The sequence below is a fragment of the Curtobacterium sp. B8 genome (genome assembly GCF_000333315.1).
Lineage (GTDB): Bacteria > Actinomycetota > Actinomycetes > Actinomycetales > Microbacteriaceae > Curtobacterium > Curtobacterium luteum.
Genome location: NZ_BACW01000584.1, coordinates 1 through 15,066 on the forward strand (window position 1 = coordinate 1; position 15,066 = coordinate 15,066).

Consider the following 15,066-nt stretch of genomic DNA (forward strand, 5'->3'; position numbering starts at 1 on the left):
CGAGGTCGCGGTGGGCGATGCCCGCGCGGCCGCCGTCGAGCGGGTGCCCGTACTGCACCTCCGGGAGGCGCAGCTCGATGCGGTCCTCGAGCCGGAACGCCCGGAAGAACTCCGACTGCAGCGCCATCGGGTGCACCGCGGAGCAGACGTCGTGCAGGAAGCCGGGCAGGGTGAGCTCGGCGGTGCGGGCTCCCCCGCCGATCGTGTCGTTCCGCTCGACGACCTCGACGCGGAGCCCGGCGCGTGCCAGGGTCACCGCTGCCGCGAGTCCGTTCGGTCCGGCTCCGACCACCACCGCATCCACCATGGGTCCGAGCCTAGGGACCGCGAGGTGCGGAGGGGTTCAGGGCTGGTCGTCAGGCGCGGATGCCGGGCGGGCCGTGGTGTCGCGCCCCGCTCAGGTGCGCGCGGTGTCGGCGTCCGCCGGGTCGGACCCGTCCTCGTCGCCGTCGGCGTCGTCGGGCTCGTCGGCGTCCGGTGCGGTCGAACCCACGGGGTGCTCGGCGAGCAGGGTGGCGAAGTCCTCGTCGAGCAGCTGCTGCAGGCGCTCGTCACGGCCGACCTCGTAGTCGTCCGCCGGGCGCTGCGCCCACCCGAGCCGCCCGACGACGGTGGTGCCGATGTCGTCCCAGGCGCGGGCGCGGGCCTGCAGCACGATGCCGTCGACGAACTTCTGGTCGTCCCGGCGCCGGTCGAGCAGGTCCGCGAGCTGCTCGTACGTGGCCTCGCGCGTGCGGAGCTTCAGGTCGTCGCCGCGCCGGTAGTCGTGCTGGTGCCGCGAACGGCCCTTCTGCTTGCTCGACGTGGCGCGGATCTCCCGCATCCGGGCGGCGTCGCCGCGCTGCTCCTCGGCCATCCGGTGGAGTTCCTGCCGGGCGGCGTCGGCGATGAGCGCGTGGTCGAAGTACCCCTGGTCGCGCAGGGCGTTCGTGATGATGCGGTTCGCCACCGCCACGACGATCGCGGCCTTCGCGATGAGGAAGCCCTCGTCGACGGCACGCTTCAGCTCGACCTGGCTGACGGGTCGGTCGCGCACGTCGTTCTTGCTGCGTCGTCCGAACAGGGCCATGCCCACGACGATACCGGCGTCCGGTGACCGTCAACCGCCGGGCGGACCCGGGATCAGCACCCGGACGGACGACGCGCCACCACGGCGTCCGTAGTGTCGGAGCCATGACCACGTACCCGACTGCTCCTCGGACCGGCCTCGGGACGGCCAGCCTCGTCCTCGGCATCTGCTCGCTCCTCGCGGGCTGGACGTTCTTCGCACCCGTCGTCGGGCTGTGCCTCGGCATCGCCTCACGGTCGCGCGAACCGATGGCGCGGGGACGGGCGGGGTGGGGCATCCTGCTCAACCTCGTCGCGCTCGCGGTGTGGATCTTCGTCGGCGCGCTGCTCGTCATCGGTGGGTCGTTCGCCGTCTGGCACGGGGCGACCACCGGCCGCTGACACCACGCTCGGCGCTCGGCGCTCGGCGCTCGGCGCTCGGCGCTCGGCGGTCGGCGGTCGGCGCTGCACGCCGCACAACCAAAAGCACTCGGAACCGCGGAGAACCGCGGTTCGCTGTGACTTCGGTTGTGCGGACGCGAAGCGCACCACGCCGCCGCGCGCCCGGCCGCCGTCAGAGCACGAGCCCGTACACCGCCACGTCGACCCGCCGCGGCCCGAGGGGCATCGCGCTCCGCAGGGTCCCCTCGTGCACGAAGCCGAGCCGCTCGGCGAGGCCGCGGCTCCGCGCGTTGTCGACCGCCGTCCGGATCTCGACCCGCGCACACCCGCGCGCCCGGGCGACCCCGATGAGCACGGTGGCCGCCCGTCGGACGATCCCCCGTCCCTCCAGGCCGGCGTCGATCCACCAGCCGAGCGACGCCTGCCCGAGGTACGGGTCGAAGGCGAGCGACGCGGCCCCCACGACACGGTCGTCCGACCGGATGACGCACGGCAGCGAGCGGTCCATCGCGTACTGCCCGAGCAGGTGCTCGGTGTGCATGGCGATCGTCTCGACGCTCTGGTCCTGCCACGCCCACGGCTCCGCGGCCCGGAGCCGGTCGAGGTTGGCGACGACGAGGCCGTGCAGCGGCTCGACGGTGGTCAGGTCGCGCAGCGTCAGCGTGCACCCGTCCCCGAGGTCCCGTCCGAACGCCGCCACGGACCCGACGATATGCACGTCATCGCCGCGGCGTCCACGGGCGGTTACAGTCGAGGCATGCCCGAGACCATGGGTCTGCGCGACCGGAAGCGCATCGAGACGCGACGACGCATCGCCGAGTCGGCCCGGTCGTTGGCGCTCGAGCACGAGATCGACCACACCACGATCGAGCAGATCGCCGCGCGGGCGGACGTCTCGCCCCGCACGTTCTTCAACTACTTCGACTCGAAGGAGGACGCCGTCCTCGGGCACACCGAGCTCGACCTCTCCCCGGAGGCACTGGCCGCGCACCTCGAGACGGTCGACGGCGAACCGGCGGCGCAGGCGGTCGTCGACCTCGCGTTCCTGGTGTTCGGGGAGACCTTCGCGGACGAGGCCGAGCGGACGGCCCGCAAGGAGCTCGTCGTGCGGTTCCCGCAGCTGATCCGTCGGCAGGTCAACCGGATGACCTCGGTGTCCGAGGCCATGGTCGGTGCGGTCCGCACCGTGCTGGAACGCGATCCGGCGTGGGGTCCGGAGGCCGCGACCCTGCAGGCTGCGGAGATGCTGCTCGGCATGTGCATGACGGCACTCCGCACCGCCGCACGCGACGCGGACACCGCCCCGGACGAGGTGCGGGGACGGATGGTCGCCCTGATCCGCGACACGGCGTCGCGGATCGCGACCGGCTGACGGACTGGAGGCACGGTGCCAGCTGACACCGTGCCTCCAGTCCGTCTCCTGGTCGCGTCAGCCCTTGCTGATGAACCCTTCCTTCGTCATCCAGTCGAAGGCGACGTCCGCGGGCTCGCGGCCCTCGACGTCCACCTGACGGTTGAGCTCCTGCAGGACCGCGTCGGTGAGCTTCGGGGAGATCTGGTCGTAGACGTCCTCGAGCTGCGGGTACTCCTCGAGCGTCTCCGTGGAGAGCACGGGCGCGACGTTGTACGCCGGGAAGAACCCGCGGTCGTCCTCGAGCACCTGCAGGCCGAGCGACTTGATGCGGCCGTCGGTCGTGAAGACCTCGCCGAAGTTGCACTTGCCGCGGTCGGTGGCGGTGTAGACCGTGCCGGTGTCGAGGATGTCGACGTTCCCGGCCGGGATCGCGGACTCCCCGGAGCCGCCGACCTGCAGGTCGTACTTCTTGAGCATCGGCTTGAAGCCGTCGGCACGCGAGTTGAACTCCGACTCGACGCAGAACGTCCGCTGGTCGGCGGGCAGGTCGGCGATCTGCGAGAGCTTCGTGATCCCGCCGAGTTCCTCCACGGCCTCCTCGCGCACCGCGAACGCGTACGTGTTGTTCATCGGAGCGGGCGGCAGCCAGGTCAGTCCGTTGCCGGCGTCCTCCTTCCGGACGGCCTCGTACTGCTCCTGCTTGTCCGGGATCCCGGCCTCGTGTCCCATGTACGTCAGCCACGCGGTGCCGGTGTACTCGTAGGTCATGTCGGCCTGGTGCCCGGTCATGAGCTGGCGGACGGCGACACTGCCCGGCACGTTCGTCTCGTCCGTGACGTCGAACCCGGCGGCCTTCGCGGCGAGCACCGCGATCTTCCCGAGCACGAGCTGCTCGGTGAAGTTCTTCGACGTCACCGTGATGTGGGCGCCCTCGGGCAGGTCGTCGATGCGCTCGATCGTGCCGGGCCCGGCGGCGGGCACGAACGACGCGGCGGGTTGGAGACCGCAGCCGGTGAGGGCGAGGGCGGATGCCCCCGCGAGGACGGCGGCGGCGACGGAGCGGCGCTTCATCGGAGTCCCTTCGGTCGTGCGACGGTCTCGACGATCCGGCCCACCCAGTCGATGGACAGCGCGAGGAGGGCGATGAGGAGCGCCCCGGACACGAGCACCTTCGGCAGGAAGAGGTTCACGCCGGTCGTGATGAGCAGTCCGAGGCCGCCGGCGCCGATGAAGGTGGCGAGGGCCGCGGAGCCGACGAGCAGCACGAGGGCGGTGCGGATGCCGGCGAGCATCACCGGGACCGCGAGCGGCAGTTCGACCTTGAACAGGACGGACGCGGCGCTCATGCCCATGCCCCGACCCGCCTCGACGAGCCGCTGGTCGACGCTCTCGATGCCGATGATCGTGTTCCGGAGCACGGGCAGGATCGCGTAGAGGACGAGGGCGACGATCGCCGCCCAGGAGTTGAAGCCGAGCCACGCCGCGAGCAGCACCACGAGGCCGACGGCCGGGGCTGCCTGCCCCACGTTCGCGACGGCGAGGATCGCACCGCTCGCCCGGCGGAACGGCCCGCGGGTCAGGAGCACGCCGAGGGGGATGCCGATGACGAGCACGATGACCGTCGACGCGAGCGTCAGGTACAGGTGCTGCCCGGTCAGGGCGAGGATGTCCGCCGGGTTGAGCGTGGTCCGCTCGGTCGGCGTGAGGTCCGCGGTGTTCAGCCAGACGACGAACGCCACGAGGACCAGGAGGATGACGACCGGCTGCACGACGAGCCCGCGCCACGTGCGACGCGTGGGACGGTCGGTGCCGGCTGCGACGACGTCAGTCATCGGCACGCTCCGTGTCGGCGGCCGGTGCCGGCGCGGACGGCAGCGTCTCGATCGGGTTCGTGTTCGTGCCGACCGGCGTGTACGCCTGCTCCTCGGCCGCGGCGGCGCGCGACTTCGTGATGGCGTCCATCACGGTCTCGACGGTGATGACCCCGCGGAACGCGTCCCGGCGGCCGGTGACGATGGCGGCACCGGCGCTCGACACGAGCATGGTGTCGAGCGCGTCGTTCAGGGTCGCGGCCTCGCCCACCACGGGCAGGTCGGGGTCGATGCCCTCGGGGATCCGCTCGAGCCGCTCGAGCTGGCGTCGGGTCGGCCAGCCGATCGGCCGCTGGCGACGGTCCACGACCACCGCGTGCCCGTGACCGCCGGCCTCGCGCATCCGCTGCAGGACGGCCTTCGCCTCTTCTCCGGGCGAGCAGGTCACGGCCGACTCGACCTCGACGTCGCGCACCCGGTTCAGCGTGAGCTGCTTGAGGCCGGCGCCCGAGCCGATGAAGTTCTCCACGAACTCGTTCGCGGGCTCGGCGAGGATGCGCTCCGGGGTGTCGTACTGCACGATGTGGGCGCCCTCGGAGAACACGACGATCCAGTCGCCGAGCTTCACGGCCTCGTCGAAGTCGTGCGTGACGATGACGATCGTCTTGTGCAGCTCCTCCTGGATGCGGAGGAGCTCGTCCTGCAGCCGCTGCCGGGTGATCGGGTCGACCGCGCCGAACGGCTCGTCCATCAGCAGGACGGGCGGGTCGGCGGCGAGCGCCCGGGCCACGCCGACGCGCTGCTGCTGGCCGCCCGACAGCTCACGCGGGTAGCGGTCGCGGTAGGTGTCGGGGTCGAGCGAGACGAGGTCGAGCAGCTCGTCGACGCGCGCGGCGATCTTCTCCTTGGACCAGCCGAGCATCTTCGGCACGATCGCGATGTTCGCCGCGACCGTCATGTGCGGGAAGAGTCCCCCGGCCTGGATCACGTAGCCCATGCGGCGGCGCAGTTCGTCGCCGTCGATGTTCGTGACGTCGTCCTCACCGACGACGATGCGTCCCTCGGTGGGCTCGATCAGGCGGTTGATCATCTTGAGCGTGGTGGTCTTGCCGCAGCCCGACGGGCCGACGAGCATGACGACCTTGCCTGCCGGGATCTCGAGCGTGATGCCGTCGACCGCGGGCTTCGCCTGGCCCGGGTAGCGCTTCGTGACCTCGTCGAGCAGGATGCCGCGGCCGGTGACGGCCGGGTCGACGGTGGCGCCGTGCTGGCCGGTGCCGGTGCCGTGCTGGGCGGTGCCGGCCTTGTCGGTGCTGGTGCGTTCAGTGCTGGACACGGATTCCTCGCGAGATGGTCAGGCGGCCGAGGCCGAGGAGCAGGAGGTCGAGGACCAGGGCGAGCAGGACCACGCCCACGGTGCCCACGACCACGGAGTTCAGGGCGTTCGCGCCGCCGAGACGGGAGAGGCCGGAGAAGATGAAGCCGCCGAGGCCGGGGCCGAGCGCGTACGCGGCCACCGCGGCGACGCCCATCACCATCTGCGCCGACACCCGCACGCCGATGAGGATGATCGGCCACGCCATCGGCAGCTCGACCTGCACGAGTGTCCGGAACCGGCCCATGCCGATGCCCCGGGCGGACTCGACGACGGTGTCGGGGATCTCCCCCAGCCCGACGACCGCGTTGCGCAGGATCGGCAGTGCCGCGAAGAACGTGACCGTGACGACGGACGGCACGACGCCGAAGCCGAGCGGCACGAGCAGCAGGCCGATGACGGCGAACGAGGGCAGCGTCAACCCGACGGTCGACACCTCGTTCGCGGCGGCACGGAGGCCGGGGATGCGGTAGACGAGTGCGGCGAGCACCACGGCGATGACGGTGGCGAGGACGACGCACTGGACCACCAGTGAGAAGTGCTGCCACGAGGAGAACCAGATCTGGTCCCATCGCTCCACGACGTACTGGAACACGGGTGGGCGCTCCTCCCTGGTCGGCCGAAGTACCCACCGGATGGGGCACGAACGCCGACCAAGCTACGCAGCACATCGCTTCTTGTACATCTGCAAATGTTCGGTACGGGCGTATCCAGCGCCCGACGCGTAACGAAAACCCCAGGTCAGGCCGTGTGATCCCGACCGACCCTGGGAGATCGGTAACGATACCGAGCAGTGGTCGGCTATGCGCTCAGGTCGCGCAGTCCTGCCCGTTCGGCGACCTCGACCAGGTGTTCGCGCCACGCGACCCACTCAGCCGGGGTCTTCTCGGCGAGGTTGCCGTCGCCGTCACCCGCGGTGCCGTCGAGCATCTCGCGGACGATGTCGGCGTGCCCCGCGTGCCGCGCGACCTCGTACCCCATGTGCACGAGCACCTGGTGGAGCGATACCGACCGGCGGTCCTCGGGCCACCACGGCACGGTGCCGCGGGCGTCGATGTCGAGTGCCTCGATCGTCGCGTCCGCGTGGGCAGCGCTCCGGTGGTGGAACGCGATGACGTCGGCCATGGTCTCGTCCGGACCGGCGAACATGTCGTCGCCCTCCCACGATTCCAGCCAGGCCGGCGCGTCCGGCAGCGGACGGCCGAACACCTCGCCGAAGTAGCCGGCCTGGACCCCGGCGACGTGCTTCACCAGCCCGAGGAGGTTCGTGCCCGTCGGGGTGAGCGGCCACCGTGCCTGGCGCTCGGCGAGTCCCTCGACCTTGGCGAGCAGGGCGGCCCGGTGCTTGCGGAGGTACCGGTGCAGGGTCTCCTTCTCGGAGCCGGTCACCGCGCGGTCGGCGACGGCCGTCCCCGGGGCCGCGGGGCGGACCTCGGGGACGGTGTCGGGGACGTCGTCGTTCATGCCCTCGATCGTGCCGTGCTGCGCTCCTGCACGCGCGCGGACTCCTGGACGGCCACGCGCTCGGCGGTGAGGAGCAGGCCCGAGACGTCCGCGGCGGTGCGGGCGGCCTGGTCGTTCCAACTCGTCAGGTCGCGGACCCGCGCCATCCGGACGTCCGGGGCCGGGCACCACAGGACCGGCGAGCCCTCCTCGACGGCGAGCGCGTTCCAGACGAGGTCGAGGGCGCGCTGGACCCGCTGCGAGTGCACCGCGGCGGGACCACCGGCGGCGTAGACGACCGAGCCGACGAGGCAGGCGCCCACGAGCGGGCGACCCTGCACGCCGACGGCGGACGCACTCGAGGCCTTGCGCATGCGCCCGTGGTCGTCGAGGTAGGCGAACCAGGCGTGCTGGATCCAGCCCCGTTCGATGACGTCCCGGGCGCCGGAGAGGAGCTGTTCGAGGTCGCGCAGTTCCTCGATGCGGGCCTCGGCCCGGCGGGTCCGGACGACTGCGCGGTGTTCGGCGTAGCGGTCGAGCAGGCCGCGGAGTCCTCGGCGTGCGGGTGGGCTGGGGACGGGGGAGGCGTCGGTGGCGACGTCGTGCTGGACGCGGAACTCGAGGGTCATCAGGCCCCTCCGATCTTCACGTGCACGGATGTGTGGGGGTCAGGGTAACTCCGGGTGCGGGCAGCGCAACAGCCCTCAGTCGTCGAGCAACGCGTCGATCGCACGACGGCCGACTACGCGGAACGCCGGGTCGGAGGTCTGGTGCAGGGCGGACGCGATCGCGACGGCCCAGCCGCGGGCGCGTCCCCAGGTCACGTCGTCGACGGCCAGGGCTGTCCGGAAGCCGCAGCGGGCCTCCCGGTCGAGCGTCAACCAGGCGGTCGCGAGGTCCACGGCCCGGTCGCCGGCGGTCACGTCGCCGAAGTCGACGACCGCCGACAGGCGGTCACCGTCGGGGCCGGGCTCGACGAGCAGGTTGAAGGGGTGCAGGTCGCCGTGCACCCAGACGGGAGGCTCGGTGGACGTCGGCAGGTCGGCGGCCGTCCGCCAGGCAGCAGCGAGTTCGCGGGCCCGCGGCACGTCCGAGGTCGCGAGCCGGTGGAGCACCGCCTCCGACCGGTCCGCGAGCGGGACGGCCCGGACCGGGTTCACGGGCGCGTCCGCGGGGGCGGGCGCGTGCAGGAGTCCGAGGAAGGCGGCGAGCGCCTCGCCGACCCGGGGTCCACCTGGCCGGGTGCCCGCTGCCGTGCCGGGGAGCCAGGGGACGATGCTCCAGGACCACGGGTAGCCCGGCCCCGGCTCGCCCGTGCGGACCGGGGCGGGGACGGGGACCACCGGCGCGACGCGACGTGCGATCTCCGGCAGCCATCGTTGCTCGTGCTCGATGAGCCGGGCTGCCGCGGCCCGTCGGGGGAGTCGGACGGCGAGGTCGTCCCCGAGCCGCACGAGCACGTTGTCCCAGCCGTTCGCGGCGACCTCGAGCGGCAGCGCGGCGAGGTCGGGGTGCTGGGCACGGAGCAGCGTCCGGACGAGCGGGACGTCGACGTGCACCTCGGCGGCGGGGGTCGGCACCGGACGAGGCTACCCCCGCCGATCCCCGGTGCCACGCCGTTCGGTCCCCGTGAACGGGGGCCTGAGCGAGAACGTACCGGTTGGTATCCTCATCCCGAGGTGACGTGGGTGGCCCTGGGGGGACCCGCGTCACCGTCGGGTTCGTCGGGGTCCGCGACGACCGCTGCGTCCGGGGCGATCGCTGCGTCCGGGGCGATGATCGCGACCAGGCGGGGGATCTCGGGCCGCGTGCACTCGGTCACGAAGGCGGCGAGGAGCACCGTCCAGAGCTCGCGGAGTCGCTCGAACAGGTCGCTCCGACCGGCGAGGACGTCCGAGACCGTCTGCACACCGGTGTACGCCGGGCTCACCACGCGCCCGATGAGCGCCGGGTCCCAGCGGGCGTCGACCTCGCCCACCGCGATGGCCTCGCGGAAGAGGTCTGCCGTGATCCGCATCCAGTCGGTGTACGGGTCCTGCCGGTCGATGCCGTTGCCCGCGGGTTCGGTGGAGAGCCGGATGCCCGCGCTGACGACCGTCTCCGTGGTCATCTGGACCGCGAGGCCCTGCGACATCCACATCATCGACTCGAGCGGGGTGCGGCCGCGGGCGTGCGCGACCTCGGCGTAGGCACGGGACACCTCGTGCTGCCGGGCGACCACCGCGGCGGCGAGGTCGGCCTTCGACGTGAAGTGGAAGTAGAGCGCCCCCTTGGTCACGCCGGCTCGCTCGGCGACCCCGTCCATCGAGGCGCCGAAGTAGCCGCGCTCGTCGAACTCCTTCGCGGCACCCTCGATGATGGCCGCCCGGGTCGCGACGGCGCGCCGCTGCCGGGAGCGTCCGTCCTCTGCCATGCACGACCTCCGAGGCGATGCTACCGATCCGGGGCTGTCCGGCCGGGTCACAGCGGACCTCCGGGCGCCGTCCAGCGCGGGTGCCCTAGCGTCGTCGGCATGCAGGCGTGGACGAACCCGGCGCTCCTGGCCCGGACGGGCTCGTGGCTGCTGCTGCCCGTGGCCGTCCTCGACTGGTTCGCGCTGGCGCCGCAGGCCGTCGTCGTGACGGCGTTCCTCGTCGCCGTCGTCGGACTCGCCGCGGTCGCCGCCGCCCTGGTCGCCCGGATGCTCCGGCGTTCGCGGGCCGCGATGGCGGGAGTCGGGATCGCCCTGCTGCTCGGGGGCCTCGTGGTGTTCGGACTCGACCCGTTCCCGAGCACCTTCCCCCTCATCGACTCCTGGTGGCCGGACGCCGTCACGCAGCCCCAGGTCGTCGGCAGCGCGTACTGGATGCTGCTGGGGCTCGGCATCGAGCTCGCGGGTGTCGGCATGCTCGCCACGCTCCTCGTCGTGTCGCTCACCGGACCGGCCGGCGCGACCGACCGCCGCGGCGGGCGCTGACCCATGCGACGCTGACCCGTGCGGCCCTGACCCGTGCGGCCCTGACCCGTGCGGACCTGACCCGCGCCGACTCGGCCGGCGCCTTCCCGGGGCGGCGGGATGCGGCCGGTGCGCGGCGGCTCAGGTCCGTCGTGCCGTGGTGACGGCGACCGCGGCCGTGGGGTCGTCGTCGGGCAGCAGGTCGCGCACGGCCCCGACGCCCTCGGCCGCGACGACCCGGGCGAGGTGTGCCAGGTCCTCGACTCCCGCGAGCGCGACGGCCCCGTCCGAGCACAGCACGAGGACGTCCCCGGCCGCGAGCTCCGCGGTCACCGGACGGCGGGAGGAGCCGGAGGGCTGCAGCGCGACCGGGAGGCCGGGGGACCGGAGCTCCTCGACCCGGCCGTCGTCCCGCACCACGGCCGCCAGACCGTGCCCGAGGTCGACGAGGTCGACGCGACCCGACCCGGGGTCGAGCCGCGCGTGTGCGAGCGTGGCGACCGCGCCGGCGACCGACAGATCGGGGGCGAGTTGCGCCTCCAGGCCGGCCACCGCCGCGTCGAGCGGCTGGTCCGTCCGTGCCGCCACGGCGCCGCGGACGGTGGAGGCGAGCAGCGCTGAGGCGCGGCCGGCGGACACGGTGCCGACCGTCAGGTGCACCGCGCCGTCAGCGGCCGTCCGGTGGTCGACCACGTCGCCACCCCCGGTGTCCGGCTGCACGACGACCGACTCGACGACGACGCCGGGCGCGACGGGGGGCTCGGGAGCCAGGCCGTCCAGGACCCGACGGACACGACGTCGGTCGACGGCCTGGCCGAGCTCGCGCTCCGCCCAGTGCGCGAGGTCCTGCAGCAGGGCGACGTCCTCGGGGCTGAACGTGCGCGGCTGGGCGTCCATGATGCAGAGCGTGCCGACCCGGGTGCCGTCGAGCATCGTGAGCGGGGCGCCCGCGTAGAAGCGGACCCCGTGCTCGGCGACCGCGGCCGTCGTGGCGAAGCGCGGGTCGAGCGTCGTGTCCGCGATGACCATCGGCTCCGGCGTCAGGACCGTCGTCGCGCAGAACTGCTCCTCGGCCGGGACGCTCGTGCCCTGCTGCCAGCCGAAGGTCGACTGCGTGGTCACGACGTCCTGGTGCACGAGGTTGAGGAAGGTCAGCGGGACCCCGAAGGCCTCCTGCGCCATCCGGGTGATCCGGTCGAACCGCTCCTCGGGGCCGCTGCCGAGCACCCCGAGCGCCTCGACGACGGCGGAGCGCCGGGCTGCGGGGTCGAGGTGCGCGGGGTCGAGGTGCGCGGGGTCGAGGTGCGCGGGGTCGTGCTGGGTCACACCCCCTGTGTACCCGCACCGTCCGTGGTGAACCATCCCCGAGGGTGGGGGTCAGCGGTCAGCTCACGGCGTTCGGACACCGGCGCCGCCCACTGCGCGGCGTTCGCGAGGACCCGTTGCACGTCCGGGTGGTGGTACACCGGGTACTCCTGGTCGCCGGGCGAGAAGTAGAACACCCGCCCGAGGCCCCGGCGGTACGCGACACCGGAACGGAAGACCTCGCCGCCCGTGAAGGTCGAGAGGAAGACCTCCTCGTCGGCGCGCGGGATGTCGAAGAACTCGCCGTACATCTCCTGCTGGTCGATGACGATCGGGTGCGGGACGCCCTGCGCGATCGGGTGGTCCGGGGCGATCGTCCAGACGAGTTCACGGTCCTGCCCGTCGTTGCGCCACTTGAGCGAGCACGTCGTGCCCATCAGGCGCTTGAACGGCTTCGAGTAGTGACCGGAGTGCAGCACCACGAGGCCCATGCCCGCGTGCACGGCGTCGACCACGCGCTCCACGACCTCGTCGGCGACCTCGTCGTGGGCGGCGTGCCCCCACCAGAACAGCACGTCCGTCTGCGCCAGGCGTTCCGCGGTCAGGCCGTGCTCGGGCTCCTGCAGGGTCGCGGTGCCGACCTCGGCGCCGGGCAGGAGTTCGTGTAGCGCCGCCGCGATCACGGCGTGCATGCCGTCCGGGTAGTGCCCGATGACCGTCGCGTCGCCGCGGCTCTCGTGCACGTTCTCGTTCCAGACGACGATCCTGGGTGCGACCTCGCTCATGCGACGACCTCCATCTCTCGACCCGCAGCAGCGGACGCGTAGATCGCGTCGACGACACGGCTGCGGTGCAGTGCGAACTCTCCGTGGTGCCCCGCGTGGTCACCGGAGCGGACCGCGGTGAGGAACTCCTCGATGACGCGCTGGTGGTGTCCGGCGGGGACGCGCACACCCGGCCGGGTGACCGTCGGCACGCCCTGCTCGTCGGAGTACAGCGTCACGGTGCCCTCGGTGGCGTAGTCACGGACGAACAGGCGGGCACCACCGATCGAACCGAGCAGCTCGACCTCGATGTCCTCGACGTCCTTCGAGTAGCTGGCCCAGCTCGCCTGGAGCTGCAGGCTCGATCCGTCCTCGAACCGGAGCAGTGCGTTCGCGAAGTCCTCGACGTCGAACGGGCGCCCGGTGGCGGCGGACACCGGGTCGCGGTCGCTCCCGCCCCGACCGGCGCTGCCGAGCTCGTCGTAGGCCACGGCGCTCGCGGTCACGACGCGCGGTTCCCCGAGCAGGTGCAGGGCGATGTCGAGCACGTGCGAGCCGAGGTCGATGAGCGGACCGCCGCCCGCGGTCTCCTTGTTCGCGAACCAGCTCCGGATGCCGGGGATCCCGGCTCGTCGCAGCCAGCTCGCACGTGCGTGGTAGACGTGCCCGAGCGGGCCGTTGCCGTCGGCGTCGCGCTGCGCGAGGTGGTCGCTGAGGAACTGCACGTCGGCGCGTCGGCGGTGGTTGTACGCGACCTCGAGCACGCGGTCGTTCCGCACGGCGGCGTCGACCATCTCCTGCGCCTGGTCGCCCGTCGTGGCGAGCGGCTTCTCGCAGAAGACGTGCTTGCCGGACTCGAGCGCCGCCACCGCGATCGGGTGGTGCAGGGCGTTCGGGACGCCGATCGACACGATGTCGAGGTCGTCGCGGGCGACGAGGTCCTGCCAGTCCGCGTACCGGTTCGGTACGCCTCGGGAGTCGGCGAGCTCGTGCAGCCGGTCGGTCTCCTGGCCGGCGAGGGCGATGACCTCGACCCCGGGCAGCGCGGTGTAGGCGTCGAGGTGCGTGGTGCCGGCGAAGCCGAGGCCGATCACCCCGACGCGCGGGGGTGGTGTGGTGTCCGTTGGTGTCGTCGTCGACATGCGGTCAACGCTAGTCGGAGCGCGGGTCGAATCGATACGACCGGCGGCGTGTCGGGGTTCTGTCGGGAACGGTGCGTCACCATGTCGGCATGACGCCCCGATCCCTGTTCCGCGCCGCCGCGGTCGCCGAGCTCGTGACCTGGACCCTCCTCATCGCCGGGATGGTGCTGAAGTACGCCCTCGACGCCGGCGACTGGGGCGTCCGGATCGGCGGCGGCGTGCACGGCTTCGTGTTCCTGGCGTACCTCGTCGTGACGACGGTGGTCGCGGTCAACCAGCGGTGGTCGGTCGGCGCGCTCGTGCTCGGGTGGGCGAGTGCCGTCGTGCCCTACGCCACGGTGCCGTTCGAGGTCGCGGTCGCACGGCGCGGGATGCTCGACGGCGGATGGCGCCGTTCGGCCGAGGGCCGCGCGGGCTTCTGGGACCGCCTGTTGTTCTTCGTGGTGCGGCGGCCGGTGCTCTCGATCGCGATCGGCGTCGTGGCGGTCGCGCTCGTGTTCTCCGGGCTGCTCGTGGTCGGCCCGCCCGTGCCGACGCGGAGATGACGCGGAGCAGCCTCGGTCCCTCCCCGTCCGGTCGGAGGGGTCGGGTGCACGGGCCGGGCCGGTCGGGCGGGCCGGGCGGGTCGGGCGGGCCGGGCAGAGCCGGCGAGTCGGGCCGGCCGGGCCCGGCGCCCCGCTCNCCCGCGGCAGGCGGTCGCCGGCGGCCGGNCCGCGCGGCCCNNCGCCNCCNNNCNCGNCGCNNNGANGCTCCCGTCCGTCAGGGGGTCGCGCCTACAGCGCGGCCAGGATCCCGTTCAGCGTGCCGGACGGGCGCATCACCGCGCCGGTCTTGGCGTCGTCCGGACGGTAGTACCCGCCGATGTCCGCCGGGTGCCCCTGCACACCGTTCAGCTCCTCGACGATGACCTGCTCGTGCGATCCGAGCGACGCGGCGACGTCCGCGAACGCCGCCGCGAGCTCCGCGTCCTCGGTCTGCGACGCGAGCTCCTCGGCCCAGTACTTCGCGAGGTAGTAGTGACTGCCGCGGTTGTCGATCGAGCCGAGCTTGCGGCCCGGGGACTTGTTCTCGTCGAGGAAGGTCCCGGTGGCGCGGTCGAGCGTCTCGCCGAGGATCTTCGCGCGCTGGTTGCCCGTCACGCCCCCGAGGTGCTCGAACGACACCGCCAGGGCGAGGAACTCGCCGAGGGAGTCCCACCGCAGGTAGTTCTCCGCGACGAGCTGCTGCACGTGCTTCGGGGCCGAGCCGCCCGCACCGGTCTCGAACAGGCCGCCGCCGCCGAGGAGCGGGACCACGGAGAGCATCTTCGCCGAGGTGCCGAGCTCCATGATGGGGAACAGGTCCGTGAGGTAGTCGCGGAGCACGTTGCCGGTGACCGAGATGGTGTCCTCGCCACGGCGGATGCGCTCGAGCGAGAAGGCCATGGCGTCCTCGGGCGACTCGATCTCGATCTGCAGCCCGTCGGTGTCGTGCTCGGCGAGGACGTGC

19 protein-coding genes are annotated in these 15,066 nt (G+C 72.7%); 4 read left to right on the forward strand and 15 right to left on the reverse strand.

Features of this window, described 5'->3' with window-relative positions:
* Positions 1-307, reverse strand: a 307-nt coding sequence (locus I59_RS15750) for an NAD(P)/FAD-dependent oxidoreductase (protein ID WP_031274098.1), incomplete at its 3' end; no start/stop codon positions are given.
* A gap of 90 nt (positions 308-397) precedes the next feature.
* Positions 398-1,069 (reverse strand): hypothetical protein, encoded by a 672-nt coding sequence (locus I59_RS15755; protein WP_022904690.1) that lies wholly within the window; start codon positions 1,067-1,069, stop codon positions 398-400.
* A gap of 104 nt (positions 1,070-1,173) precedes the next feature.
* Here I59_RS15755 and I59_RS15760 point away from each other — a divergent pair, with 104 nt between their 5' ends.
* Positions 1,174-1,449 (forward strand): hypothetical protein, encoded by a 276-nt coding sequence (locus tag I59_RS15760; RefSeq protein ID WP_022904691.1) that lies wholly within the window; start codon positions 1,174-1,176, stop codon positions 1,447-1,449.
* Between the two features lie 172 nt (positions 1,450-1,621).
* On the opposite strand, the gene I59_RS22375 is transcribed toward I59_RS15760, so the two are convergent.
* The gene (locus I59_RS22375) at positions 1,622-2,149 is read right to left on the reverse strand and encodes a GNAT family N-acetyltransferase (protein ID WP_022904692.1); all 528 of its coding nucleotides are present in this window, start codon (positions 2,147-2,149) and stop codon (positions 1,622-1,624) included.
* Positions 2,150-2,206: 57 nt separating this feature from the next.
* Here I59_RS22375 and I59_RS22380 point away from each other — a divergent pair, with 57 nt between their 5' ends.
* Entirely contained in the window at positions 2,207-2,821 is a 615-nt protein-coding gene (locus I59_RS22380; RefSeq protein WP_222835028.1) for a TetR/AcrR family transcriptional regulator, read from the forward strand.
* Positions 2,822-2,878: 57 nt separating this feature from the next.
* Here I59_RS22380 and I59_RS15775 read toward each other — a convergent pair whose 3' ends face one another.
* From I59_RS15775 to I59_RS15810, 8 genes are all read right to left on the reverse strand, one after another.
* Positions 2,879-3,874 carry a glycine betaine ABC transporter substrate-binding protein gene (locus I59_RS15775; RefSeq protein ID WP_022904694.1) on the reverse strand — a complete coding sequence of 332 codons (996 nt, stop codon included), beginning with the start codon at positions 3,872-3,874 and terminating at the stop codon, positions 2,879-2,881.
* Positions 3,871-4,635 carry an ABC transporter permease gene (locus I59_RS15780; RefSeq protein WP_022904695.1) on the reverse strand — a complete coding sequence of 255 codons (765 nt, stop codon included), beginning with the start codon at positions 4,633-4,635 and terminating at the stop codon, positions 3,871-3,873. Before I59_RS15780 ends, I59_RS15775 begins: the two co-directional genes overlap by 4 nt.
* Positions 4,628-5,842 (reverse strand): ABC transporter ATP-binding protein, encoded by a 1,215-nt coding sequence (locus I59_RS15785; protein WP_042726828.1) that lies wholly within the window; start codon positions 5,840-5,842, stop codon positions 4,628-4,630. Before I59_RS15785 ends, I59_RS15780 begins: the two co-directional genes overlap by 8 nt.
* Before the next feature lie 94 nt (positions 5,843-5,936).
* On the reverse strand, positions 5,937-6,584 hold the full coding sequence (locus tag I59_RS15790; RefSeq protein ID WP_022904697.1) for an ABC transporter permease: 648 nt from the start codon (positions 6,582-6,584) through the stop codon (positions 5,937-5,939).
* Between the two features lie 206 nt (positions 6,585-6,790).
* Positions 6,791-7,453: a DinB family protein gene (locus I59_RS15795; RefSeq protein ID WP_022904698.1), complete on the reverse strand. Its 663-nt coding sequence runs from the start codon at positions 7,451-7,453 to the stop codon at positions 6,791-6,793.
* Positions 7,450-8,061, reverse strand: coding sequence for a hypothetical protein (locus tag I59_RS15800; RefSeq protein ID WP_022904699.1), 612 nt, complete (start codon positions 8,059-8,061; stop codon positions 7,450-7,452). Before I59_RS15800 ends, I59_RS15795 begins: the two co-directional genes overlap by 4 nt.
* Positions 8,062-8,136: 75 nt before the next feature.
* A complete protein-coding gene (locus I59_RS15805; protein WP_022904700.1) occupies positions 8,137-9,012 on the reverse strand; it encodes an aminoglycoside phosphotransferase family protein in 876 nt (291 codons plus the stop codon).
* A gap of 89 nt (positions 9,013-9,101) precedes the next feature.
* Complete coding sequence (locus I59_RS15810; protein WP_022904701.1) at positions 9,102-9,845, reverse strand: ScbR family autoregulator-binding transcription factor; 744 nt, start codon at positions 9,843-9,845, stop codon at positions 9,102-9,104.
* Between the two features lie 99 nt (positions 9,846-9,944).
* Between I59_RS15810 and I59_RS15815 the strand changes: the two genes are divergently transcribed.
* Positions 9,945-10,388 carry a hypothetical protein gene (locus tag I59_RS15815; protein WP_022904702.1) on the forward strand — a complete coding sequence of 148 codons (444 nt, stop codon included), beginning with the start codon at positions 9,945-9,947 and terminating at the stop codon, positions 10,386-10,388.
* Between the two features lie 120 nt (positions 10,389-10,508).
* Here the strand turns inward: I59_RS15815 and I59_RS15820 are convergent, their stop codons facing one another.
* The 3 genes from I59_RS15820 to I59_RS15830 are packed head-to-tail and all read right to left on the reverse strand — an operon-like array spanning position 10,509 to position 13,578.
* Positions 10,509-11,693, reverse strand: coding sequence for a GAF domain-containing protein (locus tag I59_RS15820; RefSeq protein ID WP_022904703.1), 1,185 nt, complete (start codon positions 11,691-11,693; stop codon positions 10,509-10,511).
* Positions 11,690-12,457, reverse strand: a complete 768-nt coding sequence (locus I59_RS15825; RefSeq protein ID WP_022904704.1) for a ThuA domain-containing protein — start codon at positions 12,455-12,457, stop codon at positions 11,690-11,692. The genes I59_RS15820 and I59_RS15825 overlap by 4 nt, the downstream gene beginning before the upstream one ends.
* On the reverse strand, positions 12,454-13,578 hold the full coding sequence (locus tag I59_RS15830) for a Gfo/Idh/MocA family protein (protein ID WP_022904705.1): 1,125 nt from the start codon (positions 13,576-13,578) through the stop codon (positions 12,454-12,456). The genes I59_RS15825 and I59_RS15830 overlap by 4 nt, the downstream gene beginning before the upstream one ends.
* Before the next feature lie 89 nt (positions 13,579-13,667).
* Between I59_RS15830 and I59_RS15835 the strand changes: the two genes are divergently transcribed.
* Positions 13,668-14,123 carry a DUF3817 domain-containing protein gene (locus I59_RS15835; RefSeq protein ID WP_022904706.1) on the forward strand — a complete coding sequence of 152 codons (456 nt, stop codon included), beginning with the start codon at positions 13,668-13,670 and terminating at the stop codon, positions 14,121-14,123.
* 228 nt (positions 14,124-14,351) lie between these two features.
* On the opposite strand, the gene I59_RS15840 is transcribed toward I59_RS15835, so the two are convergent.
* Positions 14,352-15,066 (reverse strand): NADP-dependent isocitrate dehydrogenase (locus tag I59_RS15840; protein WP_031274109.1); only part of this gene is annotated, 715 nt, incomplete at its 5' end.